This window comes from Bacillus sp. SH5-2, from assembly GCF_008368905.1.
GTDB lineage: Bacteria > Bacillota > Bacilli > Bacillales > Bacillaceae_G > Bacillus_A > Bacillus_A luti.
Genome location: NZ_QOSD01000018.1, coordinates 1 through 26,773 on the forward strand (window position 1 = coordinate 1; position 26,773 = coordinate 26,773).

30 protein-coding genes and 2 riboswitches are annotated in these 26,773 nt (G+C 34.9%); of the genes, 13 read left to right on the top strand and 17 right to left on the bottom strand.

Translation table 11 applies throughout. From position 1 onward, the window contains the following. Nucleotides 1-52: 52 nt before the first annotated feature. The 5 genes from DN410_RS13830 to DN410_RS13850 all read right to left on the bottom strand — a co-directional run bounded on the left by DN410_RS13830 (nucleotide 53) and on the right by DN410_RS13850 (nucleotide 4,500). Entirely contained in the window at nucleotides 53-841 is a 789-nt protein-coding gene (locus tag DN410_RS13830) for a TatD family hydrolase (protein ID WP_149176926.1), read from the bottom strand. 744 nt (nucleotides 842-1,585) lie between these two features. Further along, nucleotides 1,586-1,942: a YxeA family protein gene (locus DN410_RS13835; RefSeq protein ID WP_149176927.1), complete on the bottom strand. Its 357-nt coding sequence runs from the start codon at nucleotides 1,940-1,942 to the stop codon at nucleotides 1,586-1,588. A 135-nt stretch (nucleotides 1,943-2,077) separates the two neighbouring features. Next, nucleotides 2,078-2,914: a YitT family protein gene (locus DN410_RS13840; protein WP_000248058.1), complete on the bottom strand. Its 837-nt coding sequence runs from the start codon at nucleotides 2,912-2,914 to the stop codon at nucleotides 2,078-2,080. Nucleotides 2,915-3,032: 118 nt separating this feature from the next. Further along, a complete protein-coding gene (locus DN410_RS13845) occupies nucleotides 3,033-3,362 on the bottom strand; it encodes a PH domain-containing protein (protein ID WP_149176928.1) in 330 nt (109 codons plus the stop codon). A 160-nt stretch (nucleotides 3,363-3,522) separates the two neighbouring features. Next, the gene (locus tag DN410_RS13850) at nucleotides 3,523-4,500 is read right to left on the bottom strand and encodes a LacI family DNA-binding transcriptional regulator (protein WP_149176929.1); all 978 of its coding nucleotides are present in this window, start codon (nucleotides 4,498-4,500) and stop codon (nucleotides 3,523-3,525) included. A 305-nt stretch (nucleotides 4,501-4,805) separates the two neighbouring features. On the opposite strand from DN410_RS13850, the gene DN410_RS13855 reads away from it, so the two are divergent. Next, nucleotides 4,806-4,901 (top strand): DUF3948 family protein, encoded by a 96-nt coding sequence (locus DN410_RS13855; protein WP_001060010.1) that lies wholly within the window; start codon nucleotides 4,806-4,808, stop codon nucleotides 4,899-4,901. 73 nt (nucleotides 4,902-4,974) lie between these two features. On the opposite strand, the gene DN410_RS13860 is transcribed toward DN410_RS13855, so the two are convergent. Then, complete coding sequence (locus tag DN410_RS13860; protein ID WP_149176930.1) at nucleotides 4,975-5,580, bottom strand: lysophospholipid acyltransferase family protein; 606 nt, start codon at nucleotides 5,578-5,580, stop codon at nucleotides 4,975-4,977. A 211-nt stretch (nucleotides 5,581-5,791) separates the two neighbouring features. Here DN410_RS13860 and DN410_RS13865 point away from each other — a divergent pair, with 211 nt between their 5' ends. Continuing rightward, nucleotides 5,792-5,887 (top strand): DUF3948 family protein, encoded by a 96-nt coding sequence (locus DN410_RS13865; RefSeq protein WP_001060007.1) that lies wholly within the window; start codon nucleotides 5,792-5,794, stop codon nucleotides 5,885-5,887. 60 nt (nucleotides 5,888-5,947) lie between these two features. Here DN410_RS13865 and DN410_RS13870 read toward each other — a convergent pair whose 3' ends face one another. Together DN410_RS13870 and DN410_RS13875 are read right to left on the bottom strand one after the other, a co-directional pair. Continuing rightward, a complete protein-coding gene (locus DN410_RS13870; protein WP_149176931.1) occupies nucleotides 5,948-6,088 on the bottom strand; it encodes a YrzO family protein in 141 nt (46 codons plus the stop codon). A 21-nt stretch (nucleotides 6,089-6,109) separates the two neighbouring features. Then, on the bottom strand, nucleotides 6,110-7,078 hold the full coding sequence (locus DN410_RS13875) for a DMT family transporter (RefSeq protein WP_149176932.1): 969 nt from the start codon (nucleotides 7,076-7,078) through the stop codon (nucleotides 6,110-6,112). A 127-nt stretch (nucleotides 7,079-7,205) separates the two neighbouring features. On the opposite strand from DN410_RS13875, the gene DN410_RS13880 reads away from it, so the two are divergent. Together DN410_RS13880 and DN410_RS13885 are read left to right on the top strand one after the other, a co-directional pair. Further along, entirely contained in the window at nucleotides 7,206-8,072 is an 867-nt protein-coding gene (locus tag DN410_RS13880; protein ID WP_149176933.1) for a LysR family transcriptional regulator, read from the top strand. Between the two features lie 255 nt (nucleotides 8,073-8,327). Beyond that, a complete protein-coding gene (locus DN410_RS13885) occupies nucleotides 8,328-8,429 on the top strand; it encodes a DUF3948 family protein (RefSeq protein ID WP_149176934.1) in 102 nt (33 codons plus the stop codon). A 65-nt stretch (nucleotides 8,430-8,494) separates the two neighbouring features. Here DN410_RS13885 and DN410_RS13890 read toward each other — a convergent pair whose 3' ends face one another. Then, nucleotides 8,495-9,442: a helix-turn-helix transcriptional regulator gene (locus DN410_RS13890; RefSeq protein ID WP_179958615.1), complete on the bottom strand. Its 948-nt coding sequence runs from the start codon at nucleotides 9,440-9,442 to the stop codon at nucleotides 8,495-8,497. 123 nt (nucleotides 9,443-9,565) lie between these two features. On the opposite strand from DN410_RS13890, the gene modA reads away from it, so the two are divergent. The 7 genes from modA to DN410_RS13925 all read left to right on the top strand — a co-directional run bounded on the left by modA (nucleotide 9,566) and on the right by DN410_RS13925 (nucleotide 18,110). Further along, nucleotides 9,566-10,372 (top strand): molybdate ABC transporter substrate-binding protein, encoded by an 807-nt coding sequence (gene modA / locus DN410_RS13895; protein ID WP_149176936.1) that lies wholly within the window; start codon nucleotides 9,566-9,568, stop codon nucleotides 10,370-10,372. Between the two features lie 5 nt (nucleotides 10,373-10,377). Next, nucleotides 10,378-11,052 (top strand): molybdate ABC transporter permease subunit, encoded by a 675-nt coding sequence (gene modB, locus DN410_RS13900; protein WP_149176937.1) that lies wholly within the window; start codon nucleotides 10,378-10,380, stop codon nucleotides 11,050-11,052. A 299-nt stretch (nucleotides 11,053-11,351) separates the two neighbouring features. Then, the gene (locus DN410_RS13905) at nucleotides 11,352-12,203 is read left to right on the top strand and encodes a GRP family sugar transporter (RefSeq protein WP_000353546.1); all 852 of its coding nucleotides are present in this window, start codon (nucleotides 11,352-11,354) and stop codon (nucleotides 12,201-12,203) included. Between the two features lie 212 nt (nucleotides 12,204-12,415). Further along, nucleotides 12,416-13,219 (top strand): pyrroline-5-carboxylate reductase, encoded by an 804-nt coding sequence (gene proC / locus DN410_RS13910; protein ID WP_149176938.1) that lies wholly within the window; start codon nucleotides 12,416-12,418, stop codon nucleotides 13,217-13,219. Nucleotide 13,220: 1 nt separating this feature from the next. After that, nucleotides 13,221-14,054, top strand: a complete 834-nt coding sequence (locus DN410_RS13915; protein ID WP_149176939.1) for an aldo/keto reductase — start codon at nucleotides 13,221-13,223, stop codon at nucleotides 14,052-14,054. Between the two features lie 152 nt (nucleotides 14,055-14,206). After that, a riboswitch (SAM riboswitch) is annotated at nucleotides 14,207-14,312 on the top strand. Between the two features lie 132 nt (nucleotides 14,313-14,444). Then, complete coding sequence (locus tag DN410_RS13920) at nucleotides 14,445-16,085, top strand: peptide ABC transporter substrate-binding protein (RefSeq protein ID WP_149176940.1); 1,641 nt, start codon at nucleotides 14,445-14,447, stop codon at nucleotides 16,083-16,085. 384 nt (nucleotides 16,086-16,469) lie between these two features. Next, nucleotides 16,470-18,110, top strand: a complete 1,641-nt coding sequence (locus DN410_RS13925) for a peptide ABC transporter substrate-binding protein (protein ID WP_149176941.1) — start codon at nucleotides 16,470-16,472, stop codon at nucleotides 18,108-18,110. A gap of 238 nt (nucleotides 18,111-18,348) precedes the next feature. Here DN410_RS13925 and DN410_RS13935 read toward each other — a convergent pair whose 3' ends face one another. Both DN410_RS13935 and DN410_RS13940 read right to left on the bottom strand, forming a co-directional pair. Beyond that, on the bottom strand, nucleotides 18,349-18,540 hold the full coding sequence (locus tag DN410_RS13935; protein ID WP_149176942.1) for a hypothetical protein: 192 nt from the start codon (nucleotides 18,538-18,540) through the stop codon (nucleotides 18,349-18,351). 11 nt (nucleotides 18,541-18,551) lie between these two features. Continuing rightward, the gene (locus DN410_RS13940) at nucleotides 18,552-19,451 is read right to left on the bottom strand and encodes a helix-turn-helix transcriptional regulator (protein WP_149176943.1); all 900 of its coding nucleotides are present in this window, start codon (nucleotides 19,449-19,451) and stop codon (nucleotides 18,552-18,554) included. A gap of 172 nt (nucleotides 19,452-19,623) precedes the next feature. On the opposite strand from DN410_RS13940, the gene DN410_RS13945 reads away from it, so the two are divergent. Further along, nucleotides 19,624-20,091, top strand: coding sequence for a YusW family protein (locus tag DN410_RS13945; RefSeq protein ID WP_001259640.1), 468 nt, complete (start codon nucleotides 19,624-19,626; stop codon nucleotides 20,089-20,091). Between the two features lie 62 nt (nucleotides 20,092-20,153). Here DN410_RS13945 and DN410_RS13950 read toward each other — a convergent pair whose 3' ends face one another. From DN410_RS13950 to DN410_RS13970, 5 genes are read right to left on the bottom strand one after another with little or no spacing between them, the layout of a single operon-like run. Then, nucleotides 20,154-21,743, bottom strand: a complete 1,590-nt coding sequence (locus DN410_RS13950) for a peptide ABC transporter substrate-binding protein (protein ID WP_149176944.1) — start codon at nucleotides 21,741-21,743, stop codon at nucleotides 20,154-20,156. Between the two features lie 13 nt (nucleotides 21,744-21,756). Then, nucleotides 21,757-22,530 (bottom strand): ABC transporter ATP-binding protein, encoded by a 774-nt coding sequence (locus DN410_RS13955; RefSeq protein WP_149176945.1) that lies wholly within the window; start codon nucleotides 22,528-22,530, stop codon nucleotides 21,757-21,759. Then, nucleotides 22,527-23,537 (bottom strand): ABC transporter ATP-binding protein, encoded by a 1,011-nt coding sequence (locus DN410_RS13960; protein ID WP_149176946.1) that lies wholly within the window; start codon nucleotides 23,535-23,537, stop codon nucleotides 22,527-22,529. Before DN410_RS13960 ends, DN410_RS13955 begins: the two co-directional genes overlap by 4 nt. Further along, complete coding sequence (locus DN410_RS13965) at nucleotides 23,494-24,498, bottom strand: ABC transporter permease (protein WP_149176947.1); 1,005 nt, start codon at nucleotides 24,496-24,498, stop codon at nucleotides 23,494-23,496. The genes DN410_RS13960 and DN410_RS13965 overlap by 44 nt, the downstream gene beginning before the upstream one ends. Before the next feature lie 18 nt (nucleotides 24,499-24,516). Then, a complete protein-coding gene (locus DN410_RS13970) occupies nucleotides 24,517-25,434 on the bottom strand; it encodes an ABC transporter permease (RefSeq protein ID WP_149176948.1) in 918 nt (305 codons plus the stop codon). A 136-nt stretch (nucleotides 25,435-25,570) separates the two neighbouring features. Beyond that, nucleotides 25,571-25,676: riboswitch (SAM riboswitch) on the bottom strand. Between the two features lie 173 nt (nucleotides 25,677-25,849). Here DN410_RS13970 and DN410_RS13975 point away from each other — a divergent pair. After that, a complete protein-coding gene (locus DN410_RS13975) occupies nucleotides 25,850-26,065 on the top strand; it encodes a DUF3951 domain-containing protein (RefSeq protein WP_149176949.1) in 216 nt (71 codons plus the stop codon). 16 nt (nucleotides 26,066-26,081) lie between these two features. Here the strand turns inward: DN410_RS13975 and DN410_RS13980 are convergent, their stop codons facing one another. Further along, nucleotides 26,082-26,585: a hypothetical protein gene (locus DN410_RS13980; RefSeq protein ID WP_149176950.1), complete on the bottom strand. Its 504-nt coding sequence runs from the start codon at nucleotides 26,583-26,585 to the stop codon at nucleotides 26,082-26,084. Nucleotides 26,586-26,773 lie beyond the last annotated feature (188 nt).

A 26,773-nucleotide genomic window follows, 5' to 3' on the forward strand; every position in this document is an offset into this window, starting at 1 on the left:
TTCTATAGGGTACATTTTATAACACTTCTATCCTTTCAAATAAAGTGAAACTTTAATCAGTGGGGGTCTTACTGCCCGTTAATGCGGGATAAAACTGAATTGTATTTTCATATATTGTTTCTGCAACCTTATCAACAGATATGTTTTTTATAACACTGATTTCTTTAAGTACCTCTCGGATCATTCTTGGGTGCGTCATAACATTCTCTTGAAATTTCCACGGTCCATCCGTTTCTACCATCATATATTCAAGCGGATAATATGAAACAACTTTTTTAATTTTCTCCTTATATAAAATATCCGGTGTGATAGAGATATAATAACCGTTCCTCATCATCCGTTTCATTGTTGTTTCACTTCCTTTAAACCAATGAAAGTGTGCACGCGAAACTTTATATTTCTCCAGTAAATCACATACAATATCAGCATCTTCATACACTGCATGCAATATAATTGGTAAATCATATTTACTAGCTAGTTCAACAAACTGTTGTAACACTGATATATACGAATTGATAGCAACGTGCTCATCTTCATTTCTTAAATAATACGGTAGGCCTACTTCGCCAATCGCAACTATGTCCTCTACATGATCTTCAATTAGTTTATAAATTTTCTCACATTCTTCTTTATGAATCGGTTGCTCCGGATGAAAACCTATTGCTGGATGTACAAAAGGATATCGCTTTGCTAAAGATAAAGTTTCTAGACATGATTGATAATTCATAGATACTGCAATAAGCCCTTGTATCTCTTTGCCGTTTTCCACATCTATAAGTAATCTACGTTTCTCTTCATCCTCATATTGATCAACATGTATATGGCTATCAATCCATTTCATATTTATGCCCCCATAAAAAAACAAGAAAGGAACTCCCCTTCTTGTTTTATCATCTATATTATTTAACAATTAAATTTGTTATGATATCAAATAATCCAATACACACTACGGCAACAGTAAAGTAGCTACAGAAATCTTTAATTGGAAACTTCACTACTTCTTCTTTAAACATCCCATTTTTCTCCCTTCTTACTAAATCCCTAATTATTTTTTATCTATTTGTATCTATTATGCAAAAAATATGACAAATTTACTATCGAATTAACTTACGTAAACCTTACAATATTGTAAGGTTTAAAAAATGGCCCCATCTAAATAAAGATGGGGTCTATTACAAATTAGTTGGTTTTTCACTCTTCATTACATTACAAACAGAAAGTAATATATTAAGACTTTCTACTTACACTATATTAAATTCACTATCTTTTAACTATCGAATTACATTACAGAAGTCTTACATGTTTGTAAGCTATATGTAATGTAATTCGATAGTTCTCCTTACCTATATTTCGTACAATAAGTTTAGAAAGTAAGCCAAATAAGAAGAACACTCACATAACCAAATTACATTGCTAGTAGCTACTCTTCTTATACCTTTCACTCATGCTACTACAATGTACCCCCTTCCCCTTTATATAATAAAAAAAGCCTTAGTCCATATGGACTAAGGCTTTTTTACACACCCTAAAATACCCCTACCTAGTATTTTTATTTTCGACAAAAAATAGGCGGGGGTATAATTCGCTATCTCATCGCTAAAAGTTTACTCTTCGCATTAATAGGAATATTTGCAGATTCAATTTCTTCAATCGCCTCGCCATAGCGTCCTTTTGCGTACACCTTTAATGCTTCATCTCTCTTTAACATATGCTTAACAGTCTTCTTTATTTTTTGCTCTCTTCCACGTTCGTCAAATGCAATAAATTCATATTCATACCACTCATCACCGATATGCTGACCAATTGTATTCACAACCGTATAATATTCTTTCGTCTTATAAAGTGGATTATATTTATCGATAACTGGCCCAAGTTTCGTAGGCAGTAACATTACTACTATTACTACTATCGCTACTACAGTAGTGATCATTTTTTTCTTCATAATAAACCTTCCTCCTCTGCAGGATATCTATACATCTATTTTAAAAAGAAGGAATACAATCTACCATTGAATCCCATTACACTACCCTTACATTTTTGTAATAAAAAAAGATGAACGAATTTATTCGTTCATCTCTTAGCTTGCTTTAAAGCCACCGCCAAGTACATCACGTACGTCGTGGATAACAACGAAAGCATCTTCATCTACTCGACTAATAACTTGTTTTAACCTAACAAGTTCTTGTTTATTTATAACAACATATAACACTTCTTTATTTCTACCCGTATATCCGCCACGCCCTTCCAATACAGTGACGCCGCGTGTCATGCTTTTTGTAATAGCCTCGCGAATCAAGTCTGGTTGATTCGAAATAATCGTAACAGCCGTTTTTGTATCCATCCCTTCTACGATGAAATCAATCACTTTCGCTCCGATGAATACAGCTACAAGCGTATACATTGCCTTTTCTTGTCCTATTATAAATACAGAACCAGCAATTACAACGATATCAATAATTAGTACACCTTTTCCGACGCTCCATCCTAAATATTGATTTGCTAACTGTGCTAAAATTGCCGATCCTCCTGATGTACCTCCAGCTTTGAACATACAGCCTAATCCAACACCGACGAATACACCAGCAAATAGTGCCGCTAATAATGTATCACTATTTACATGATACTCAATATGTTCCGTAACATATAAAAACAAAGATGTTTCTACAATCCCTAAAATTGTATAAACCATCGTTTTCTTATCAAAAAATTTATAGCCAATAGCCAGTAAGATTGCATTTATAGCAAAATTCACAACCCCCGGCGACCAACCAAATAAATAATACGTAACAACCGTTACACCAATAATGCCACCCTCTGATAAACGGTTTGGAATTGCAAAATAATTAATACCAATTGCGAATAATAATGAACCAATTGTAATTAGTGTTATTTCCTTTATACGTTGATTAACCATAGTTCATACCCTCCCCCCATTTGACATTGTATCACTATCTCCTAGAGGTTTAGAAGTTGTTTTTATTCCGCATTTTTCCTCATAAAGACCAAGATATTATGTTTAAACAGGGGGGTGATTAATTATTCACATTCGCTCTAACTATACGGACAAATCGCTCCACATTCCCCTTCTGAATATACTTAGCTCGAATGGTTTCATGATTACAAATAAATTCGAAATGCGGACGAAAACCTATGCTATCTATATGCAAATATGAGTACTCTTTAAATGTTGAAGGATAGTACGGTAATTTCCCGTAAAACAGGAGACGTCTAGTAGTGGCAACAAAAATCCCATATTGATACGATAACGTAAAATTATCCTTCTCAAACATCCCTACTACAAAAGCCAAAACCTTCTCATCGTCCTCTACATACTTTTTCATACTCAATAAAAGTTCATTCATGCATATCCCTCCAAATACTATTCCTCGCTTAACACTTGAAAAGAATCCATGGATTATTACAGACCGGTTTAATTCCTTTATAAAGTATGAAACGCGTTTCCTGTCAAAGATATTTCAAAAAAATAATCCGTTATGCGATTATACACATAACGGATTAAATCTAAACGGTAGAGCGTTCCACAAGTTCATATGGAACTTCCACCTTTTCTTGTTTAGAACTTTCATCACTTATTTGCCTATAAAACATTTCAAAAGCCTTTTTACCTATCTCCTTTAAATTTTGATCAATGGTTGTAAGTTGTAACACTTGCGAGATAGGTTGATTATCAAAGCCAATAATCGCTAAATCCTCAGGAACTTGAATACCTAATTTTTCAGCTTCTGTCATAACCCCAATCGCAACTTCATCTCCCGCTACTATTAACGCTTCAGGAAGATTCTGCATCCCCTTTAACTTATGAGCAGCTCTCACACCATCTTCTAACGTAAAACATTCTGTAAAAATCCATTCTTCATTAACTTCTTCATCTATAGATTGCAATTGATGTTTATAAACATCAAAACGCTTTTGACTACTCGGTCCTAATTTCCTTCCCGTACAATAACCAATTTTTTTATAACCTTTCTCAATCAAATAATCCATTCCTAATTGAAAGGCCGCTGAATGGTTCGTATATACACTTGAGATATTTGAAATATCATTATCTTCACAAGCAACAATTGCCCCATAGGAAGCATACGGCTCTATCGTTTCCCAATCATTTGCACGAGAACAAATAATAAGACCATCCAATTGTTTTGTTTTTAACATATGTAAACTTTTCATTTCTTCTTTTTTATTATAATTCGTTTGGCAAAGTAGCACTCTGTAATTATGAGCTAACGCAACCTCCATCATTCCGCCCACCATCGCATCAAAACATGGATGATTAATATACGGTAAAATCACACCAACAATATTCGTTTTTCCTTTTGATAAATGAACAGCATTTGCGTTTTGTGAGTAATTCAACTTCTCAACTATCTCTATAACCGCTTTCCTTTTTTCTTCACTGACATACGGATGATCATTCAATACTCTCGAAACAGTCGTAACTGAAACTCCCGCCATCTTTGCAATATCTTTAATATTAGCCATACACTCACCTCTACTTTTAACTTAATGAATCCCATGAACATATGTCAAATCTTCTTATCATTACACCTTCATTCGTTTTTCTTACAAAAGTGTAATTTTCCTGTAAGCTAATTCGATAGTGACTCCCCGCAATATTTCATACAATTAAGTCAGAAACAGGGCAACAACTATTCGAAAAGGAGCGGATTCATATGATGAACAAAGTGGAATCAAACAATTTTTTAAATACAATGGGCATGGTATTTTCTGCTCTAATCGACACTAAAACTGTTGCTTCTACATTAAACAAGTAGGGAGAATTCATTATGAACAATATCACTTTTAACAAATTAGATTTTTTAGGACTAGCTAGCGGATCAGTTCTTCTTACTGCTTTTATTTACGCCGCTACGCTTGTATAAATTTCGTGTCCCCTTTCCCCTTTATTATAAATAGTAATAGAAAAGACGACCGTCTATGCCCGGTCGTCTTTTCTTATTTTTGATTTGATTGCAAAGTTTCCTTTAGCTCCTCAAACTTCTCATTTAATTGATCTGTCATCATTTTCATAGCTGTTTTTCGATCTATTTGTTCTTCAGCATCAATTTGAATTGGGTCTCCAAAAATCAATTGTGCCTTTTTCCCTTTTATTAATTCTTTTACACTTGATGGACCAACATAAGCTGCCGGTACTAACGGGACATTAGAACGTAGCGCAATTGTCACAGCACCAGCTTTTAACGAAACATCTTCTGTCGATCTCGTTCCACTTGGAAAAATTCCTACCACTTTTCCTTCTTTTAATAGGCGTGACGGAATTTTGAGTGTACTCGGTCCTGGATTCGCACGATCTACAGGGAATGCGTTCACATTTTTAAAGAACCAGTTTTTGAATTCCCCTTCAAATAATTCTTTTTTAGCCATGTAATGAATTTGGGTCGGATACATCCCTGTAGCTAACATTAATACATCCATAAAGCTTGTATGCGTACACGCAACAACATATGGGCCACCTTCTGGTAACTTTTCTCTTCCTTGCACTTCTACTTTCCCAGCTGTTTTAAATATATATTTTAACAAAAATGTAATTGGTTTATACATTTGTTTCGTTCCTTTCTGAACATCCGAATTATAATCATTCTCTTACAATGATTATAACACTAAGTTTTAGGAGTTGGTAATAAAATTGAGTATTAATTGTTACATTTCAATTCTTACAAAAGTGTAATTTTCTTGTAAGCTAATTCGATAGTTACTTCTTGCGATATTTCATACAATTAGGTCAGAAAGAAACAAGTAAGGAGAATACACTATGAATAACATCACTTTTAATAAATTAGATTTTTTAGGATTAGCTAGCGGCTCTCTTCTTCTTACTGCTTTTATTTACGCTGCTACGCTTGTATAACTTAGTGTCCCCTTTCCCCTTTATATAGAAAAAGACGACCGTCTATGCCCGGTCGTCTTTTTAAATGTTTCTTTCTTTTAACTCTTTTAAAAGCTTTATCATTTCAGCTTGTTGTTTTATCTTCTTACGACCATTTCGGTTAATTGCTGCAAGCTCACAAGCAACTCCGACAGCAAAGAAAAACAATAAACTTTCTAACATATAAAATCCTCCAATTGCCTATTAAACAGCTTGGCGTAATTGCTCTTCTTGTAAAACCTTCTTATTTATATTTTCTTCTTTTCTCTGACAAACGTTATTGCGAATAAGTGCTGCAATAACAAGTAAAGTTCCTACAATATCAAACATCGTTATTTTGTATCCTTGCATCATCATAATCATTAAAGTCGTAATAGGCACAAAGTTAATAAATAAAATCCCATTAATAGATGATAAAATCTTCACACCGTAATTCCAAGCGAGTAATGCTACGATTCCCGGTAATGTCATCATAAACAATAAATCATATTTCACGATAGAAATCGTTCCCATGTTCGGGAGCGATACATATCCAAGCGATGTAATAATTACAGTTATAATCCCTGTGACAGTCGTACCGAATACACACGTCAACGTAGAATAACGTAATGTTGACCAGTCGCTACACGTTTGACCACCCATCGTATAAATAACCCAACCTACAACTCCAACAAATATACATGCTAGTGAAAACATGTTATCTTTCAACGTTAAAAAGAAACTCATATCACCTTTTGTAATAACAAATATAGCTCCTACAAAAGCGATAATCATGCTCGTTATCATATACTTTTTCGGTTTTACATGCTTATATCCCCATAGAATACAAATAGAAATCATCGGCATAAGTGCTTCCATAATGGAAGCTACCATCACGCCTGATTTTCCCATTAACATTTGACCTAAAAATATAAGTACATTATATACAGTAAACGCCATCGTTCCGAAAAAGACGAGTAACTTTCCTCTTCCCTCTAAACGAAATGCCTGTTTCCCTTCTTTCATTAACAACAATACAATCAGTATGATCGCCACCGCTCCATAGCGAATAAGCGAAAAATAAAACGGATCTATGTATTCTAACACATGATCAGCAACTGGAAACATTGCTCCCCATGACATACTTGCAATTAAACATGCGAAAGCCCCTATTATCATTTGACCTTTTCTCACCACAATCCCCCACTTCTTTCTATTTACACAAAGAGAATTGTAAAAGAAAAAATATATCACGTAAAATGATTCAAAATGATGTTAACTATCATTTATAATGATAGTTAACATCAAGGAGGATCGTATTATGGAATTAAGAGATTTACAAATCTTCCAGAGCGTTGCGGAGCAAGGTAGTGTAAGTAGCGCAGCAAAGGAATTAAATTACGTACAATCAAATGTAACTGCACGTATTAAACAACTAGAAAACGAGCTAAAAACACCGCTCTTTTATCGTCATAAACGAGGCATGACTTTAACAGCTGAAGGAAGAAAAATGCTCGTTTATGTTAATAAAATTTTGCAAGATGTGGATGAGCTAAAACAAGTATTTTTAGATAGTGAAACACCCTCAGGCATATTAAAAATCGGTACCGTCGAAACAGTAAGTACATTGCCTACCATTTTATCTTCTTACTATAATAGCTATCCGAACGTCGATTTGTCATTACAAGCGGGTCTAACAGAAGAATTAATTAGAGAAGTACTCGATCATCAATTAGATGGTGCTTTTATATCAGGACCAATAAAACATCCACTTATTGAACAATACGATGTTAGTACAGAAAAATTAATGCTTGTAACACAAAATAAAGCTTTTCATATAGAAGAATTTACAACAACGCCTCTACTCGTTTTTAACCAAGGATGTGGATACCGTTCCAAACTAGAACGATGGCTGAAAGACGAAGGTTTGCTACCAAAAAGAATTATGGAGTTTAATATATTAGAAACAATATTAAACAGTGTTGCACTCGGCCTTGGAATTACACTCGTACCACAGTCTGCTGTCCATCATCTTTCTAAGGCTGGCAAAGTGCATTGCCATGCAATCCCTGAAAAATATGGTAGTATTTCAACGGTTTTCATACGCCGTAAAGATAGCTATATGACGAATTCGATGCGTAGCTTTTTAAAAACAATTGAAGAGCATCATCATATCAATATGCTTTAAAAGACATTCTTACACGAATGTCTTTTTTTCTTACAAAAGTGTAATTCTTCCGTAATCTAATTCGATAGTTGCAGGCGATCATATTTCCTATAATTAAGACATAAAGCAGGGCAACAACAATTCGAAAAGGAGCGGATACGCATGATGAACAAAATGAAATCAAATAAATTTTTAAATACAATGGGCATGGTGCTATCCGCACTTGTCGATGCAAAAGCCGTTGCAACTACATTAAACAAATAAGGAGAGATTATAATGAACAACACTACTTTCAACAAATCAGACTTTATCGGACTTGCAAGTGGAGCAACTCTTCTTACAGCTTTCATTTACACACTTGCCCAAGGTCTTGTTTAACACTTTGTTTCCCCAAACCCCTTTATATATAGAAAAAGCTGCTCGTCTTATAGACAAGCAGCTTTTTAGTTTGTTTCATATATAATCTGACCTGTTTTCGTAATATCATATCCGCCAATCGTCTTTAATTCATTACGAAATTCTTCCGATTGCAGAATAGCTTTCACAACTTCGATCAGCTCTTCATTTTCTTTATTCTTCAAAATCACTAAATCATACTGTTCTTTCATGATTGGAATAAAGTCTACATTTACAATCTGTGAAAACTTTTCTGATCCTACTCCCACGTCAACTTTCCCATTCGCGACTTGCGTGGCAACACCAAGATGATTCGATTCTTCCCATTCATATCCACTAATACGTTCTTTATTTAACTTTTGAATGCGCAATTGCTCATCGACTAACACCCTAATGCCAGAACCTTTTTCTCGATTTACAAATCGTATAGATGATTGAGATAAATCATCCCATGTTTTTATATTTTTAGGATTCCCCTTTTGCACATAAAACCCGACGTTCCTTGATAATAAATTAATCATAATACATGGTTGTCCAACTAAAATACGTTTTACGTAAGGAACATTATATACACCCGTTTCCCCATCAAACAAATGCAAGCTAACGATACTTCCTTCACCTTGATACATTTTTACTAGACTCGTTAAACTACCTTGATATGCCCGTAATATATTTGAACTTGGCAGGCGATTTTCTATACGTTTTGCCAACATATCTAACGTTAGTTCTTGTCCGCTAATAATACATGTACCCAAGCCTCTACTATCTTCGCTCTTTACAGGAGTACCTTGTATTTTCCCTGTTTTCATTTGCTTTATATATTGTTCTAAATCCGTTGCATCAATGCGCATCTGTCTACCAATTCTATAAGAAGGCAGTTCTCCTTTTTTAATTAAATCGTATACAGTTAATTTTGATACTTTTAATCGCTTCGCTACTTCTTCCGTTGTGTAGGAATGATGATCCATAGACGATTCCTCACTTTCTTTCTTCATTGTAACAAAGAAAAGAATATTTCTCCTATATTTTAAAAACAACTACATCGTTCAAATTATATTCAATTATAATTAGTTATAATTAGTTATAATTAGTTATATCAAAACGAAAGGGGATTTTTTATGAATAAGTTTACATTACGATCCATCGGGGCGCTTATACTTTCTTTTCTTCTTATATTTAGTGTTGCATGTACAAGCAGAGATAAGAAAGAGAAATCAACTGCTAAAGAAGGAAAAGCAGTTGAACTTACTATTTCAGCAGCTGCAAGCTTACAAGATGCGCTAAAGGAACTTGAAACAAAATATAAAGAAAAAGAACCTAATATTAAACTTTCTTTTAACTTCGGCGCTTCTGGTGCACTTCAACAACAAATTGAACAAGGTGCACCTGCTGATTTATTCTTCTCAGCAGCTGAAGATAAATTCCAAACTCTTGTTAAAAAAGGATTTATTAATGAAAACGAAGGGAAAAATCTTCTTGGAAATGAGCTCGTTCTAGTCGTCCCAAAAGATAGTTCTCTTACAAAAATTCAAGATTTAAAAGATGAAAAAATTAAGAAAATCGCACTTGGTACACCTGAATCTGTACCTGCGGGAAAATACGCAAAGGCTTCTCTCACACATGCAAACCTTTGGAATGATGTTCAAAATAAAATCGTATTTACAAAAGACGTTCGTCAAGTGTTAACATATGTAGAAACAGGGAATGTCGATGCGGGTATCGTATACAAAACAGATGCTCTCATTTCAGACAAAGTAAAGATTGGTGAAACAGCAGCAGCTACTTCTCATGAACCAATCCACTATCCTTTAGGTGTTATAAAGGAATCCAAGCATAAGAAAGAGGCGACTTCATTTTATGAGTATTTGCAGTCAAAAGATGCACAATCTATCTTTAAGAAATATGGATTTACAGTCCTATCGTAATTACTATGAGCGTTGATGCTATTTTGTCACCAATCTTTCTCTCTTTAAGAGTAGCTGCATGTGCCACCATAATCGTTACAATTTTAGGAACGATTATCGGACGAGCGTTAGCACGCTCCTCATGGAGATATAAAGTAATATTAGAAACTATTTTCTTATTACCAATGGTACTTCCACCAACTGTAATCGGCTTTTTTCTCATTATTATTTTTGGAAACAACAGCCCAATTGGAAAGTGGATTGAAACATTATTTCAGCAGTCTATTATGTTCACATCTACTGCTGCTATCATCGCTTCTACAGTCGTTGCATTTCCGCTTATGTATCAATCAGCAAAAACAGGATTTTCTATCGCGAATGTACAAATTGAAGAGAGCGCTCGCGATCTTGGTGCAAGTGAATATCAAGTTTTTCTACACGTCACACTTCCGCTTGCATTTCCTGCCTTACTAAGTGGAATGATTTTGAGCTTCGTTCGTGCACTAGGGGAATTTGGTGCCACGCTCATGTTTGCCGGAAATATTCCTGGTAAAACACAGACTATCCCAACTGCAATTTATATGGCGATTGATGCAAGTAATATGCAACTCGCCTGGACACTTGTAGTTATCACTATTAGTATGTCCCTCCTATTTTTGCTATGTATTCAGCTTATTAATAAAAGAATTACTAAATCTTAAAGCAGCTTTTTCGAAGCTGCTTTTTTATTTCTTAGGAAATAAAATATACCACCGGGAAATAACTGAATTTTACCTTTTATTCAAATATACATTCTATTTGAATTTACTTTCTAAAATAGGCAATTTCCTGTTATTATATGTAGGTGTTTGAAAAAATGAAGAAATGAAAACGCATTTATATCGTGAATTCTTCATCCTGTTTTAGCGATCGGTAATCTTCTACTCTATCAGTGGCGCATTACCGATCGTTAGAACGATATGTAATTATATTGGTATAGCAAACCGAAGGGAGTCTTGTAATGGACATTTTATTAGCGCTTCTTCCTGCAATTGCATGGGGAAACATCTTATTAGTAAGCGTAAAAATGGGCGGTGGTGCATATAGCCAAACGGTAGGTATGACAATCGGTGCTCTATTCTTCGCAACAATTATGTATGTATTTACTCAACCAGCTTTAACAATGACAGTCTTGATTGTTGGTTTTATTTCAGGTTTATTCTGGGCTTTAGGACAAGTAAACCAATTAAAAACAGTTGAAAAACTAGGTGTTTCAACTACTGTAACGATTTCTACTGGTATGCAACTTGTTGCAACTTCTATCTTTGGGGTTATCGCTTTCCGCGAGTGGACTACTACAACAACGATTATTCTGGGAACGATTGCAATCCTATTAATTGTAGTTGGTGTTGTATTCACATCATTAGATGATAAAGAAAATGCTCAGCCACCAGGACAATTGAAAAAAGGACTTCTTACTTTAATTGTTTCTACTTTTGGCTATCTTGTATATGTAATTATTATTCGTTGGTATAATATCGATGGTTGGTCTGCTATTTTACCACAAGCAGTTGGTATGTTTGTTGGTGCGGTTGTACTGACATCTAAACATAAACCATTTAACAAATATGCAATCCGTAATGCTTTATCTGGTTTACTATGGGGAACAGGAAACTTATTCTTACTTCTTTCCTTACCACGTGTCGGAGTTGCGACAAGCTTCCCGTTATCTCAAACTGGAATCGTTATCTCAACATTCGGTGCGATTGTCTTCTTAGGTGAAAAGAAAACAAAACGTCAATTGATCTTTATTGCACTAGGTAGTGTTTTAATTATCGGCGGCGCTGTATTACTAGGTATGACAAAAGCATAAACTTATAAACTATTAATCTCTGAAGCAGTTATGCTTCAGGGATTTTTTATTACAACTGTTTTTTAAGTATAATAATTTTTATAACCTTATTTGTATTAACCCTCCTCCCTCTATTTTCATCCTTCTCGCGATAAGCCTTTTCTTTTTACAACATTCTCTTAAAAATGGTATCGTTTTTTATAACATATTCTCATCAGAAAGGAATAAAGGATATGCTAACTAAACATCGAATTTTATTTATTGGTGCCGGTCGTATGGCAGAAGCTATATTTTCCGGATTACTTAAAACAAGTAAAGAATACATCGAAGAAATTATCGTTTCCAACCGAAGCAACGTAGAAAAACTAGAACAATTACAAGGGCGGTATGATGTGTCTATTACAACGGATTGGAAGCAACATGTTACATCTGTTGATACGATTGTTTTAGCAATGCCGCCTTCTGCACATGAAGCATTATTAGCAGAGTTATCTCCGTTACTATCGAATCAACTTGTCGTCACGGTAGCTGCTGGCATTGGCCCATCTTATTTAGAAGAAAGACTTCCCGGGGGAACACCTGTTGCTTGGATTATGCCAAATACAGCTGCTGAAATTGGAAAGTCTATCTCCTTATATACAATGGGACAATCAGTAACCGAGATGCATCAGGAAACCCTGCAACTGCTTTTAAGAGGAATTGGTACTTCGCAACTTTGCACTGAGGAAGAAGTGCATCAACTTACTGCAGTTACTGGAAGTGCACCAGCCTTCCTTTATTACTTTGCTGAAAGCTTAATTGAAGCAACAAAAAGTTATGGAGTCGATGAAGCAACTGCAAAACACCTTGTCATTCAAATGATTTCTGGCTCTGCTTCTATGCTTGAGCAAACGCAAGATCCAGCTACCCTCCGCGAACAAGTAACAACACCAGGTGGTTCCACAGCTGAAGGTCTCAAAACTTTATATGAATATAATTTTTCAGGGGCAATTCAAAAAGCAGTAGAAGCAACAAACAAAAAAGCTAGGGGGAAATAATATGAGTTTAACAAGTCTAAAAGACTATACAACATTACATAACGGTGTAAAAATGCCTTGGTTCGGTTTAGGTGTTTTTAAAGTAGAAGATGGTTCAGAAGTAATTGAGTCTGTAAAAGCAGCAATTAAAAACGGCTACCGTAGCATCGATACTGCAGCAATCTATCAAAATGAAGAAGGCGTTGGACAAGCGATCCGTGAATCAGATGTTTCACGTGAAGAATTATTTATTACATCAAAAGTGTGGAATAGCGATCAAGGCTATGAAACAACACTTCAAGCATTTGAAACTACATTAGAAAAATTAGGTCTAGAATATTTAGATTTATATTTAGTACATTGGCCTGTAAAAGGGAAATATACTGAATCATGGAAAGCGTTAGAAAAGCTTTATAAAGATGGCCGTGTTCGCGCTATCGGTGTGAGTAATTTCCACATTCACCATTTGCAAGATGTATTTGAAATCGCTGAAATTAAACCAATGGTTAACCAAGTAGAATACCATCCACGTTTAGTTCAAGAAGAATTACACACTTTCTGTAAAGAACATAACATCCAACTTGAAGCTTGGTCACCATTAATGCAAGGACAATTACTTGATAATGCAACGTTACAAGAAATTGCGACAAAATATAATAAATCAACTGCGCAAATTATTTTACGCTGGGATTTACAAAACGAAGTTGTAACAATCCCTAAATCTATTAAAGAACATCGCATTATTGAAAATGCAAATATATTCGATTTTGAATTAAGTGCTGATGACATGAAAGCAATTCAAGCACTAAATGAAGATCGTCGCGTTGGTCCAGATCCAGATAACTTTAACTTCTAGTAGAAAAACCACTGCCATATGCAGTGGTTTTTCCGTTAAAGAAAACTGAAAATTTAAACTATATTTCATTTGGTTGACACTTCATTATTCAAGGTGTAAGATTTTGAATTATCAAAGAAACACAAAAATTAATAAAATTTATTCGTTTACTCATTGTATCAAGAGAGGTGGAGGGACTGGCCCTTTGAAACCTCGGCAACAGGTTCATTTTGAATACTGTGCCACTTCCTGCAAGCTTTATGGCTTGAAAGATAGAATGAGGGAATTCGTTTATATACGGGTGCATAACTTGTACGTAAAAATCCCTCTTTCTCAATATGAAAAGAGGGATTTTTTATTTTTCATTTCCCTCATCATCATCCAAACTTAATTATTTAGGAGGAAAATCAAATGAAAAAGAAGTTTGTACCCGGTATTGCATCAGTTGTAGGAGTAAGTATTTTATTAACTGGTTGCGGTAGTTATAAAAACGAAGCAAGCGGAGCAAATGCAAAAGACGAGGCACCTAGTAAACAGGTTTTAAACTTATCTTCACCTACTGAAATACGAACAATGGATACAGCTCGAGCTACAGATACTGATTCTGGTCAAGTAATGAGAAACGTATTTGAAGGTTTGTATAATCTTGGTGAAGGTAACAAACCTGTCCCTGGCGTTGCAAAATCTCATGAAGTAAATGGCGATAAAACGAAATACACATTCCATTTACGAGATTCAAAATGGTCAAACGGTACGCCTGTTACCGCGAAAGATTTTGTCTTCGCTTGGCAAAGAGCTGTCGATCCAGCAACAGCCTCTGAATATGCATTTCTATTCTTTGATATTAAAAATGCAACAAAAATTAACAACAAAGAGCTTCCAGCCGATCAACTTGGTGTAAAAGCAATTGATGACCATACGTTTGAGGTAGAATTAGAGCGTCCTGTTCCGTATTTTATTAGCTTAACAGCGTTCCCAACATTTCTACCAATTAATGAGGAATTCTTTAAAGCACAAGGTGATAAGTACGCTTTAGAAGATAATACAATCTTGTACAACGGAGCTTTTACACTAAGCGATTGGAAGCACGAACAAAGCTTTAAATTCAAGAAAAACTCTACCTATTGGGATAAAGATAATGTCAAACTAGAAGAAATCAACTTTAACGTCGTGAAAGAAAAATCAACAGAAGTAAATTTATTTGAATCTAAACAATTAGACCGTGTAAAATTAACGTCTGATTTCGTTGATAAATATAAAAAGGATGGTAACTTCAAAGAACGTCCGAACGTAGGCGTACAATTTTTGCGTATGAATCAACAAAATAAAGTACTGCAAAACGTTTCTGCACGCCAAGCAATTGATCAAACGATCGATCGAAAATCCTTTGTAAATACGTTATTAAATGATGGCTCTACCCCAACTTTTAGTCTCGTTCCAAAAAACTTTGCAAAAGGTCCTGACGGAACAGACTTCCGTGTTGCAAACGGCGATTTAACAAAGGTTGATACAAAATCGGCACAAGAATTATGGAAAAAGGCAAAACAAGAACTTGGATCTGAAAAAATAACGTTAGAATTATTAACAAGTGATGGTGACCTTGAGAAGAAAACTGGTGAATTCTTAAAAGGACAACTAGAAAAGAATTTAGATGGCTTAACAGTAAATATAAAACCACAACCGCGTAAGCAACAAGTTTCGCTTTTATTAAAAGGTGACTATGAAATCGGTATTGATGGCTGGAGCCCTGACTTCGCGGATCCAATTACATTCCTTGAGTTATTTACAACGAATAACCCTTATAACTTAGATCATTACTCTAATAAGGAGTTCGATGAAACAATAGCAAAAGTGAAAACAACTTTAGCTGGTGATGAAAAAGCTCGCTGGGAAGCATTACTAGCATCCGAAAAAATACTATTTAAAGACTCTGTTATCGCTCCTCTTTATCAAAAAGGAGAATCTTATTTAGAACGTTCTTATGTGAAAGGAATTGTGCAAGTAGACTTTGCAGGTCAATTAAACTTCAAATGGGCGCAAATTGAAAAATAAAAGGCAAGCTGAATTGAAGTTTTTCTATCTACAGCAATTATTTTATTGGAAAAATGTATTAAAAGCGGATTCTCAATAAGAGGAAATCCGCTTTTTTAATATATTATTTTTAAAAAATAACGCTCCACTTTTTATTATTGACATATAGTTCTTCCCAGTGTTAATATTCTAAATAATCAAAGAAACGAAATATTTCACCATCAAAATATAATGTCTCCTATGTTGAAACATATAACGACAGATTATAGTTCAACATGTATATACATATAGAACACCTGATTACCTATAAACAAATATTCATAATAGGTTTTATCTTCTTCTATAGCTACTTCAAGACATAGACATTATGATGTTACGAACAACACATTTAGGGAGGAAAGAACAATGAAGAAAAAAGTCGTACCTGTTGTTGCATCTGTTTTAGGGGCAAGTCTACTACTAACTGCTTGCGGTGGGAATAAAGATAATGCAAGCGGAGCGAAAGCAAATGATAAAGCACCTGATAAACAGGCAATTAACTTATCATTCGCTTCAGAAATTCCAACAATGGATGTTGCAAAAGCAACGGATGGGGAATCCATGAACGTAATGCGAAATGTTTTTGAAGGGTTATATGCAATGGGAGAAGATAATACACCGATTCCTGGTGTTGCCGAGTCGGTTGACGTTAGTCCCGATAAAACAAAATATACATTCCACCTACGTGATTCAAAATGGTCAAACGGTACTCCTGTTACAGCAAAAGACTTTGTCTTCGCTTGGCAACGTGCCGTAAATCCTGATACAGCAGCTGAATATGTATTCTTATTCTTCGATATACAGAATGCGAAACAAATAAACCAAAAACAATTGCCAATTGATCAACTAGGGGTCAAAGCTGTTGATGATAAAACTTTAGAAGTACAACTAGACCGTCCTGTTCCCTACTTCTTAAGCTTAACGACATTCTCAACATTCTTACCAATTAATGAAGATTACTTAAAATCTCAAGGCAATAAGTATGGTTTGGAAACAAATCATTTAATTTACAACGGTGCTTTCACATTAGATAACTGGAAACACGAGCAAAGCTTCCAATTGAAGAAGAACCCTAACTATTGGGATGCTAAAACGGTAAAATTAGAAGAAATCAACTTCAATGTCGTTAAAGATAAATCTACAGAAGTGAACTTATATGATTCAGGACAAATTGATCGTGTTGCTTTAACTGCGGAGTTTGTTGATAAATATAAGGGCGATCCAAACTTCAAAGAACGCGCTGAAATTGGCATTCAATTTTTACGACTAAATCAAAAGAATGAAACATTAAAAAATCAACATGCACGCCTTGCTATTAACGGTGCAATGAATAAAAAAGCGTACGTAGAAACAATTTTAAATAACGGTGCTGTTCCAGCTGAAGGAATGGTTCCTGCAAAATTCGCAAAAAGTCCAGAAGGCAATGACTTCCGTAAAGAAAACGGAAACCTAGTCAAAGATGATGTGAAAGCAGCGAAAGAAAACTGGAAAAAAGCGAAACAAGAACTTGGTACTGACAAAGTAACAATCGAACTATTAACAAGTGATAATGCTTTAGCTAAAAAGACTGGTGAATATTTAAAAGGTGAACTAGAAAAGAACTTAGACGGATTAACAGTGAATTTAAAACCACAACCACGTAAACAACAGTTGAAACTACTATTAAGTGGTGATTATGAAATCGGTATTGATGGCTGGGGCCCTGACTTCGCTGATCCAATTACATTCTTAGATTTATTTACAACAGATAGTGCTTATAACTTCGATAAATACTCCAACAAAGAGTACGACGAGCTAATTCATAAAGTGAAAACAGATTTAGCCGGCGATGAAAAAGCACGCTTTGAGACAATGAAGCAAGCTGAAAAAATCTTATTACAAGACGGTGCTGTCGCTCCTTTATACCAACAAGGTCGTTCTTACTTACAACGCTCTTTCATTAAAGGACTTGTAACAACTGACTTCGGTGGTGAGTTTAACTACAAGTGGACAGAAGTTGCAAAATAATAAACGCTAGTAAAAAAGGTATCCCTCGAAGGATACCTTTTTACTTTATACTTCTTTAACTACAGTGACTCCCATTACTAATTCTGTAACTAGTATAATAAGTAATAACGAAATAATATTTCTCTCTAAATTAACTCCGCCAAATATTATTGTATGATAACCGTTTGTTACGGGAAATAATCCCTAATCTAGTTATCAACATTTGTGTATCACTGATAAAAAGATAAAAAAACGATCATCAGTTCTCTTCATAGCTCTCTTTTTGCATTGAACTAAAACTCATCATAAATGTAATCATAAACATCAAATATGTTCTCCACGTCAAAGAAGGTATATGCCCCGACCAAAGATAGCTAATTAAATAGTTAATTCCCATAATACAAGACGATATTACTAAACTAATACTTATTAGTTTTACATATTTGAGCATATCTTTTCTCCTTACTTTTCTATCTCTTCAAATTGCAGATTCACCGGCTCTTCTAAAAGTGTTTCATAAAAGTTCTCTGCCAAATCTGTTGAAGGAATTTTTTCATCTACTTCATCAAATCGAATACTATCTAGCCACACACAACCTTCTCCTGATAATAAAACACCAAATGCAATACCAAGTGCTTCTTCTTTTATATCTAATACAACCGAGTACGATTGCCAGTTATTCGTATTTTTAATGGGGCGATTTTGCATATTATCCATAGCGAGCGGTTCTGTATCTTTTCCATCTACTCGCATCCACAATCCCGCCCAATCTCTTACATTTTCACTCTTAACAAATGCTGTAAAACGTAATCTCTTCCCTACATATTTATCCGCTCGGAACATTTGCATTAATGTCGAAAATCCTCCGTGTGTAACATTCTCTTTTGCTTTTATGTATGCAGCTACTTTTCCTTGATGGGCAACTTCATAATCTAAACCCATCTCATATTCAGCAGGATGACTTCCACTTAAAATCCATCCTTTCGGTATACCTTTTTGCATTGAAACACCCTCCCTTTCTATATAAAATGACTGGAAGTACTTTCGATATTTCTTTGGTGGCAATTGAAACATTCTTTTAAAAGCTCTAGTAAATGCCTCTTGTGAGGAAAAACCATATTGCACTGCAATATCAATAACAGCTCTTTCAGTCGATACTAAAGCCTGTGCAGCATGAGTTAATCTTCTCTTTCGAATGTAATCCGTTACACTCATCCCAATATACCTTTGAAAAATACGATGAAAATGGTACATCGACACCGCACTGTGAGATGCCACCCTTTCTGTTGTAAGCTCTTCATGTAAGTGATTCTCTATATAATCAATTGATTTTTTTATTATCTCTTTATATTCTTCATGCATTTTAGTCCCTCCTCACAACTTCAATTTACCATATACATACAAATTGTTTTTGATTTAAATTGCGGATTAGCCCTTGTGACTACAGAATAATAATTTATTTTCAACACATACATAATTACATGATTTTGGGAAAAACTTGTATAGAACAAAGTTACATAAGGAGGAATTTATAATGAGAACTCTACTATCAATTTTATTAGCTCTTATGCTAGTACCTGCATTAACAGGATGTAAAGCTCCTGCAAAAGAAGATACAACTTCTAATAAAAAGACGACTGAAGAAGCAAAAAATGAGGCTCCTGCAGATTTAAAACTAAACTTCAATGAATTCGATTTAAAGGCAGACTACCAAGATACAAAGAAAGACTACGAAGCAGACTATAAAAATGTAGCAGCTGATAAGAAAATGGAAGCAAAAATTGAAGATCATAAAGCAGATGTAAAATTAACAGGAGACGAGGCTATCACAAAATTAAGCCCACTTCTACAAGAATTAAAATTTGATAAAGATACTGCTGACCAAGAAGTAATTGATCAAGTAGTGAACGTGTTCAAACTTGATAAAGACTATCAAAAATTTGATTTAGAAGTTGTCTTCTCTGATGGAACGAAAAAAGAATACAAAAGAGAAATAAAATAAAGAAGTAGGCGGTTGCCTACTTCTTTATTTTATTTTTTAGCATATCGTAAGCTTGGTTGATGTTACTTCGTAGCATATCGTAAGCTTGGTTGAGATCCTACGTAGTATTCTAATCCAGATACAGATGACTTTTGTAAATAAGAGTCTGTTGGAAATACAAGTGGGATTAAAGGATATTCTGTAAACATAATATCTTCTGCTTGATGTAATAAGTCAAAACGTTTATTTTCATCTTGTTCTAATTTTGCTTGATTAATTAAATTATCGAAGTCTTTGTTAAACCATTTCGCATAGTTATTTGGTCCATCACCTGCATAAATTTCTAATTGAGCAGCTGGATCTAATGTAGATCCTCCCCATCCCATGTATGCAATTTGGAAGTCACTTTGTTTGTACATATCAATATAACTTTTCCACTCTTTACCTTCTATTTTCACATCTACACCAAGATTTTTCTTAAACATTTCTTGAAGTGTTTCAGCTATTTTCTTCTTGTCTGAATATTTTACTGTTACTTCTGGAAGAGTAGTCCATCCTTCTTCCTTCATACCTTCTTCTAATAGATTCTTAGCTACTGCAGGATCATATTTAAAGTAATCACCTTTCTCTTTACGGAAGTCGCGGCCACCTTCTGTTTTTGCTCCTTCTGGAACAAAGCCATATGCTTCTTTTGCATTATTCTTTAATATTTTCTCTACGATAAACTTACGATCTACAGCTAATGCAAAAGCTTTACGAATTTTAGCATTTGTAAATGGTGGTTTCTCTGAATTAAATGAGTAAATATGAGTTGAGTAGTCTTGCATTTTTTTAAACTCTTTATTGTTTTGTTCTTTCTCAACTAAATCCGTTGGTATGTGAGATAATAAATCTAGTTCTCCAGATTTGTATAATTGATACGCTGTTTTACCTTCTGGAATAATACGGAATTCAATTTCTTTTGATGCTACTTTTTTATCATGGAACTCTTTGTTTTTTTCTAGAATAATTGCTTGATTATGCTTCCATTCTTTCAATGTGAAAGGACCATTTGTAATTAATTCTTTTGGATCTACTTTTAATTTACCTTTTTCATCAATAGATTTTTTATTAAGCGGAATATATAACGACTGGGATAATGTTCGTTTAATAGACGTCACTGGATGTTCAAATTGTAACTTTAGAGTTACATCATCTACCGCTTGAATTCCTACTGCATCTTCTTCACCTTTCCCTGTATTAAATGCTTCTCCACCTTTAATGAAATATAGTTCTGTTGCATTCATAGAACCCGTTTTAGGATTTAATATTCTCTTCCAAGCAAATTCAAAATCTTTTGCTGTTAACGGGGAACCATCAGACCATTTTAATCCTTTTTTCAAATAGAACGTATACTCTTTTCCATCTGCCCCAGCTTCCTCTTTCTCTACTAAATCCTTTTCAAATTTCCCATCACTTGTCTGTCTATACAAAGTTGCAAATAAGTGCTCAATTACATAATTAGAGTTATTATCTGTTGAAATTGCTGAATCTAGCGTATAAGAATCACTACCAAGATTCGTTACGAAACGCTCTCCTTTACTAGCACTTGCTTTTGAAGTGTCTTTCTTACCGCAAGCGACAGAAGTAATTGCTAATACGGTCATAATGACAAATAATAAAAACTTCTTCATCCTACATTCCCCTTTAAACTGAAATTTTTGGTGTTGATGCTAATAATGTTTTTGTATAAGAATGTTGTGGATTACGGAATACTTCGTCCGTATTTCCAAATTCAACAAGTTCTCCTTTATATAGGACAGCCACTTTTTCACATAAATAGTGAACCATCGGTAAATCATGTGCGATAAATAAATATGTATAGCCTTGCTCCTTTTGAATTTTTTGCAGCAAATGTACAATTTGAATTTGCAATGAAACATCTAATGCTGAAATTGGTTCATCAAGGATCAATACTTCTGGCTCACACAATAACGCTCTTGCAATAGCAATACGTTGACGTTGTCCCCCGCTAAATTCATGTGGATAGCGATCAATATATCGTCTATCTAATCCAACACGCTCTAGCGCATCGCCTGCTACTTTATCTTTCAATCCTTTATCACCGAGTCCGAATGAAATATAACCTTCAGTTACGCTATCGCGTACTTTCCAGCGCGGATTTAATGCTGCTGTGGAATCTTGAAAAATAAACTGTACTTTCTGTAAGAAATCACGCTTATGAGCTGCCTTCAACTTGTGAACAACTTGACCGTTATAATCAATTTCACCAGACGTTGGACTCTCAATCCCAGCTATGAGCTTTCCAAGTGTTGTTTTTCCTGAACCACTTTCACCAATAATGCCAAGCGTTGTTCCTTTCGAGATAGAAAGTGATATATCTTTTAACGCTGCGATTTCTTTATTTTTACTTCCATATGTTTTCGTTACTTGCTTTACAGTAATTAAATCTGTCGTCATAAAGCATTCACCTCCTCTTTTGATCTCGCTTTATCATGCTCCAGAACATGCTGCCAGCAATGTGAGCTATGCTCCCTAGAATATGTTGTTCTCTCCGGGAAACGATGAATACATTCTTTTATCGCTACTGGGCAACGATTGACAAAAGGGCAGCCAAAGCTATTTAATGTTTCAATAGAAGGTGTCGTTCCTTCGATTGCACGTAATACTTTTTCGGAATCATCCATATTCGGAATTGCTTGTAATAAGCTTTTCGTGTATGGATGTTTAGGAGAACCTATCACTTCCTCTATCGTTCCTTTTTCAACAACACGTCCCCCATACATCACAACTACTCGATCCGCTACTTCACGTACAAGTGCCAAATCGTGAGTAATTAATAAAATACTCGTATTTTGCTTTTCCTTTCTTTCCTTTAATAACTCCATAATTTGCTTTTGAATTGTTACGTCTAATGCTGTCGTAGGTTCATCCGCAATAACGAGCTTTGGGTGGCAAGCAAATGCAATTGCTAAACAAATACGTTGCCTCATGCCTCCGCTTAATTGATGTGGGTACTGTTCAAAGCGTTTCTCCGGTTCATGTATCCCTAAATCTGTTAACAAGTTAATCGCTATTTTCTTTGCTTCTCTTTTCGATTTTTTCTCATGTTGCAAAATTACTTCTGTAATTTGTCTTCCTACCTTCATCGTCGGGTTTAAAGAGGACAACGGGTCTTGAAAGATGAATGAAATATCTTTCCCTCGAATTTGATTCCATTCTGATTCTTGTAAATTCGTTAATCCTTGAGATTGAAAAAGAATGCTTCCATCATCGATATGAATAGATTCTTGATTTAAACCGATAATGGATTGTGCTGTAACACTTTTCCCTGAACCACTTTCTCCTACAAGTGCAACTATTTCACCTTCGCTAATAGAAAAGGAAACATGCTTCACAATTGCTTGCTTACTATTCTCTTTTTCAACGGCTAACGTTACGTTTTCTAAAGATAAGAGCTGTCCCATGTTTTTTCTCCTTTCGATTTCGTTTTACGATTTTTGGATCAATTGCATCTTGCAAACCATCACCAATTGCATTAAATGCGAACATGATGAGCGCGATCATCAGCGATGGGAAAAATAGTTGCCACCACTCCCCGCTCAATAATGTCCCAAGCGCATCATTTGTCATCGTCCCCCAGCTTGCTGCTGGTGATTGTACCCCCAGTCCGATAAAGCTCAAAAATGATTCTGAGAAAATAGCTGCTGGAATTGTAAATGATAAATTCACGATAATAATGCCAGTTAAGTTCGGAATGATATGTCCGTATATAATTTTCATATGCGATGTGCCTAATCGCTCCGCTGCAATAACAAATTCTCTTTGCTTCAAAGATAAGACTTGCGCCCTAACAAGACGTGCCATACCTATCCATCCTGTTAATGCAAGGGCAATGATAATTGTAAAAAGTCCTGGTTTCATAATGATTAATAGTAAAATAACAATTAATAAATATGGGATACCGTATAATACTTCAATCCCTCTTATAATCCACTCATCAATTAACGTACCAAGGCGATTACGCCCTCTCACATATCCACTAAATCCTCCGATCAGTACACCCAGTCCTATATCAAGAACAGCTGCTACTAATCCAACTACTAGTGAGATTTTCCCACCGGCCCAAGTACGTGCCCAAATATCTCTACCTAAATCATCTGTTCCAAACCAATGCTCACTACTAGGTGGTAAGTTTGTCGCCTCTTTTATTTGTTCACTTGCAGTGAAAGGGGTTAAACTTTCACCAATAAGGGAGAAAATAATAATAAGTAATAATGTCACCGTCCCTAGAACCGCGATTGGATTTGATACAAATTTACGAAACACTTCTTTTTTCTGGCTAATCGTTTGCTGCTCTTTATTTATCGTTAATTCTTTTTTCTCTTCATTCGTTAATAACTGTTTATTGATTTCATAAGCTCCCATTTAAATATGCCCCCCTCCTTACGTAATAGAACGAATACGCGGATCAACAATACGATGAATAATATCTGTAATGAAAATACAAGAAATTAATAATGCACTATAGAAAATTGTCGTTCCCATAATCACCGGATAATCCCTGTTAAAAATACTGTCTACAAAATATTTTCCAAGACCAGGAATTGCAAAGATCTTTTCAATAATGAAAGTACCTGTTAAAAGTCCAGCCATTAACGGTCCAACAAACGTTAGTACTGGAACAATTGCATTTCGAAGGGCATGCCTTATAATAATCTTCTTAATTGGTATACCTTTCGCTCTTGCTAATTTAATATAATCGCTCTGCAATACTTCAATCATATTAGAACGCACAAACCTTGTAATAACCGCGATTGGCCCTAATGCTAATGCAAAGGATGGCAATACCGTATGTTCGAATGTTCCCCAAGAGGCTACTGGTAAGAGCTCAAATTGAATAGCGAATACTTGTATAAATAGTGGTGCTAAAATAAAACTCGGAATAGAAATACCAAGGATTGCAAGTAAACTCACACCATAATCAATTACCCTCCCATGATAGAGAGCAGCAAATGTACCTGCAGCAATTCCGACTAGCAACGAAATAACAAGTGCTTGTAGACCAATAATTGCTGATGGACCAAAGCCAGTTGTGATTATTTCTGATACGCCTTGTCCGGTTGATTGAACCGATTCACCAAAATCAAAATGAACTACGCCATCTAAATATGCAACATATTGATTCCATAACGGTTCATCAAGGTGATACTTTGCTCTCATATTCTGCACAACTTCTGCTGGAAAGATCTTTGCATCCGATGAAAATGGATCACCTGGGATAATGTGCATAATCAAAAATGTTACTGTTGTAATAATCCATAGTGTAAATACCATAACTGATAGTTTTTTAACAACATACACTCCAATAACCCCCTAAACTCATAAATTTACTTTGTTTTATCCATGTACTTTTCCCATTACTCCCTTTTCTCTTTTTAGAATACAAAAAGCCTTGATCTTAAAAAATAAGATCAAGGCTTAATAAACGAAGGCCCATCACTTATCTTTCAAGACTTGCTTGCTGGAATTAGCACGGTGTTCCTGTTACAGAACCCGCTGCTGAGGTGTCATAGGGCCAGTCCCTCTACCTCTCTGGATAAGTAAATTGCTATATTATTATTTGGTTCAAATTGTATATTTCGAATTATAATTCTGAAAAAATGAAAAGTCAATAAAATTGGATATATTTAGAAAAATCAGTTTTTAATAGGTCCATTTATCTAAATCGCATTTTTTCGCTTATAATAAAAAGAAATTATATTAAAGGAGTTATAAGATGGATCCCTTACTGCTGGCAACTATAGGATTACCGTTAACAATCGTCATCCTTGTTCTCATTGGATTTTATAAACTTTTCATTAAAAAGAAAAGCATCACCTCTTTTTACACACCCTTTGATAATATTACCGGACAAACTATTTCCGAATTTCACGAAGAGCAGAGAGTGTTAGTATGCGAAGATGAAGACGGAGATGGTAAGAAGAAAAAATAACCTTGCACACGCAAGGTTATTTTTTCGCTTCTGTTTGAAAACGTTTATAGTATGTCGATGCTGTTGCAAAGTTAATTTCTATATCACGAATCAATGATGAATCTTCATCTTTAGCTAACTTCTGTAATTTTTTCATCGCTTGTTCCGATTCATTTAAGAAGCCAACATATAACTCATGTTCTTCCTCTTTCGATTTTGGAACACGAATTTCTTTACGTATATGATCAATATCTTCTAACATGCTCGTTGTTATCTTTTGCACGTCTTCTTTATATGTAGCATTCGTTATTTCCTTACCACCCTTTTCTTTTGCCACTTCAAATAACTGCAACGCTTTATTAATTTCTTTATTCATTTTCAAATCATATTTTTCATGTACTGCACGGTATTCTTTCATCTCTTCTGTTTGCTCAGTGGACTGCTCTACCTTTTCTTTTGGTTCTTTCGTATCTTTATTTCCATTACATCCTGCTAGAAGGATCATACTTCCCATTACAGCAATACTCAAAACCTTCTTCATCTCTAATTCTCCTTTTATCTACAGCTATTACTCATTATAGTTTCTTTTATCTCCACTTGTTATTATACCGAGAACATCCTACTTTTTACACTTAAGACGATATCGTAATATATATACCAACATTTTTGTCACAGTATCGTCACTTTATGCGAATAACTTTTGCATCACTTTACTCTATCAACTTACAA

What these genes read in the sequence shown, in the direction of transcription:
- DN410_RS13925 (WP_149176941.1), top strand. Translation starts at nt 16,470, where the DNA reads ATGAAGAAAAAAGTCGTACCTGTTGTTGCATCTGTTTTAGGGGCAAGT.
- DN410_RS13905 (WP_000353546.1), top strand. Translation starts at nt 11,352, where the DNA reads ATGGACATTTTATTAGCGCTTCTTCCTGCAATTGCATGGGGAAACATC.
- DN410_RS13855 (WP_001060010.1), top strand. Translation starts at nt 4,806, where the DNA reads ATGAACAATATCACTTTTAACAAATTAGATTTTTTAGGACTAGCTAGC.
- DN410_RS13915 (WP_149176939.1), top strand. Translation starts at nt 13,221, where the DNA reads ATGAGTTTAACAAGTCTAAAAGACTATACAACATTACATAACGGTGTA.
- DN410_RS13965 (WP_149176947.1), bottom strand. Translation starts at nt 24,498, where the DNA reads ATGGGAGCTTATGAAATCAATAAACAGTTATTAACGAATGAAGAGAAA.
- DN410_RS13880 (WP_149176933.1), top strand. Translation starts at nt 7,206, where the DNA reads ATGGAATTAAGAGATTTACAAATCTTCCAGAGCGTTGCGGAGCAAGGT.
- DN410_RS13955 (WP_149176945.1), bottom strand. Translation starts at nt 22,530, where the DNA reads ATGACGACAGATTTAATTACTGTAAAGCAAGTAACGAAAACATATGGA.
- DN410_RS13865 (WP_001060007.1), top strand. Translation starts at nt 5,792, where the DNA reads ATGAATAACATCACTTTTAATAAATTAGATTTTTTAGGATTAGCTAGC.
- proC (WP_149176938.1), top strand. Translation starts at nt 12,416, where the DNA reads ATGCTAACTAAACATCGAATTTTATTTATTGGTGCCGGTCGTATGGCA.
- DN410_RS13935 (WP_149176942.1), bottom strand. Translation starts at nt 18,540, where the DNA reads ATGCTCAAATATGTAAAACTAATAAGTATTAGTTTAGTAATATCGTCT.
- DN410_RS13920 (WP_149176940.1), top strand. Translation starts at nt 14,445, where the DNA reads ATGAAAAAGAAGTTTGTACCCGGTATTGCATCAGTTGTAGGAGTAAGT.
- DN410_RS13870 (WP_149176931.1), bottom strand. Translation starts at nt 6,088, where the DNA reads ATGTTAGAAAGTTTATTGTTTTTCTTTGCTGTCGGAGTTGCTTGTGAG.
- DN410_RS13940 (WP_149176943.1), bottom strand. Translation starts at nt 19,451, where the DNA reads ATGCATGAAGAATATAAAGAGATAATAAAAAAATCAATTGATTATATA.
- DN410_RS13960 (WP_149176946.1), bottom strand. Translation starts at nt 23,537, where the DNA reads ATGGGACAGCTCTTATCTTTAGAAAACGTAACGTTAGCCGTTGAAAAA.
- DN410_RS13950 (WP_149176944.1), bottom strand. Translation starts at nt 21,743, where the DNA reads ATGAAGAAGTTTTTATTATTTGTCATTATGACCGTATTAGCAATTACT.
- DN410_RS13890 (WP_179958615.1), bottom strand. Translation starts at nt 9,442, where the DNA reads ATGAAGAAAGAAAGTGAGGAATCGTCTATGGATCATCATTCCTACACA.
- DN410_RS13840 (WP_000248058.1), bottom strand. Translation starts at nt 2,914, where the DNA reads ATGGTTAATCAACGTATAAAGGAAATAACACTAATTACAATTGGTTCA.
- DN410_RS13850 (WP_149176929.1), bottom strand. Translation starts at nt 4,500, where the DNA reads ATGGCTAATATTAAAGATATTGCAAAGATGGCGGGAGTTTCAGTTACG.
- DN410_RS13980 (WP_149176950.1), bottom strand. Translation starts at nt 26,585, where the DNA reads ATGAAGAAGGTTTTGAGTATTGCTGTAATGGGAAGTATGATCCTTCTA.
- modB (WP_149176937.1), top strand. Translation starts at nt 10,378, where the DNA reads ATGAGCGTTGATGCTATTTTGTCACCAATCTTTCTCTCTTTAAGAGTA.
- DN410_RS13830 (WP_149176926.1), bottom strand. Translation starts at nt 841, where the DNA reads ATGAAATGGATTGATAGCCATATACATGTTGATCAATATGAGGATGAA.
- DN410_RS13835 (WP_149176927.1), bottom strand. Translation starts at nt 1,942, where the DNA reads ATGAAGAAAAAAATGATCACTACTGTAGTAGCGATAGTAGTAATAGTA.
- DN410_RS13885 (WP_149176934.1), top strand. Translation starts at nt 8,328, where the DNA reads ATGAACAACACTACTTTCAACAAATCAGACTTTATCGGACTTGCAAGT.
- DN410_RS13860 (WP_149176930.1), bottom strand. Translation starts at nt 5,580, where the DNA reads ATGTATAAACCAATTACATTTTTGTTAAAATATATATTTAAAACAGCT.
- DN410_RS13975 (WP_149176949.1), top strand. Translation starts at nt 25,850, where the DNA reads ATGGATCCCTTACTGCTGGCAACTATAGGATTACCGTTAACAATCGTC.
- modA (WP_149176936.1), top strand. Translation starts at nt 9,566, where the DNA reads ATGAATAAGTTTACATTACGATCCATCGGGGCGCTTATACTTTCTTTT.
- DN410_RS13945 (WP_001259640.1), top strand. Translation starts at nt 19,624, where the DNA reads ATGAGAACTCTACTATCAATTTTATTAGCTCTTATGCTAGTACCTGCA.
- DN410_RS13845 (WP_149176928.1), bottom strand. Translation starts at nt 3,362, where the DNA reads ATGAATGAACTTTTATTGAGTATGAAAAAGTATGTAGAGGACGATGAG.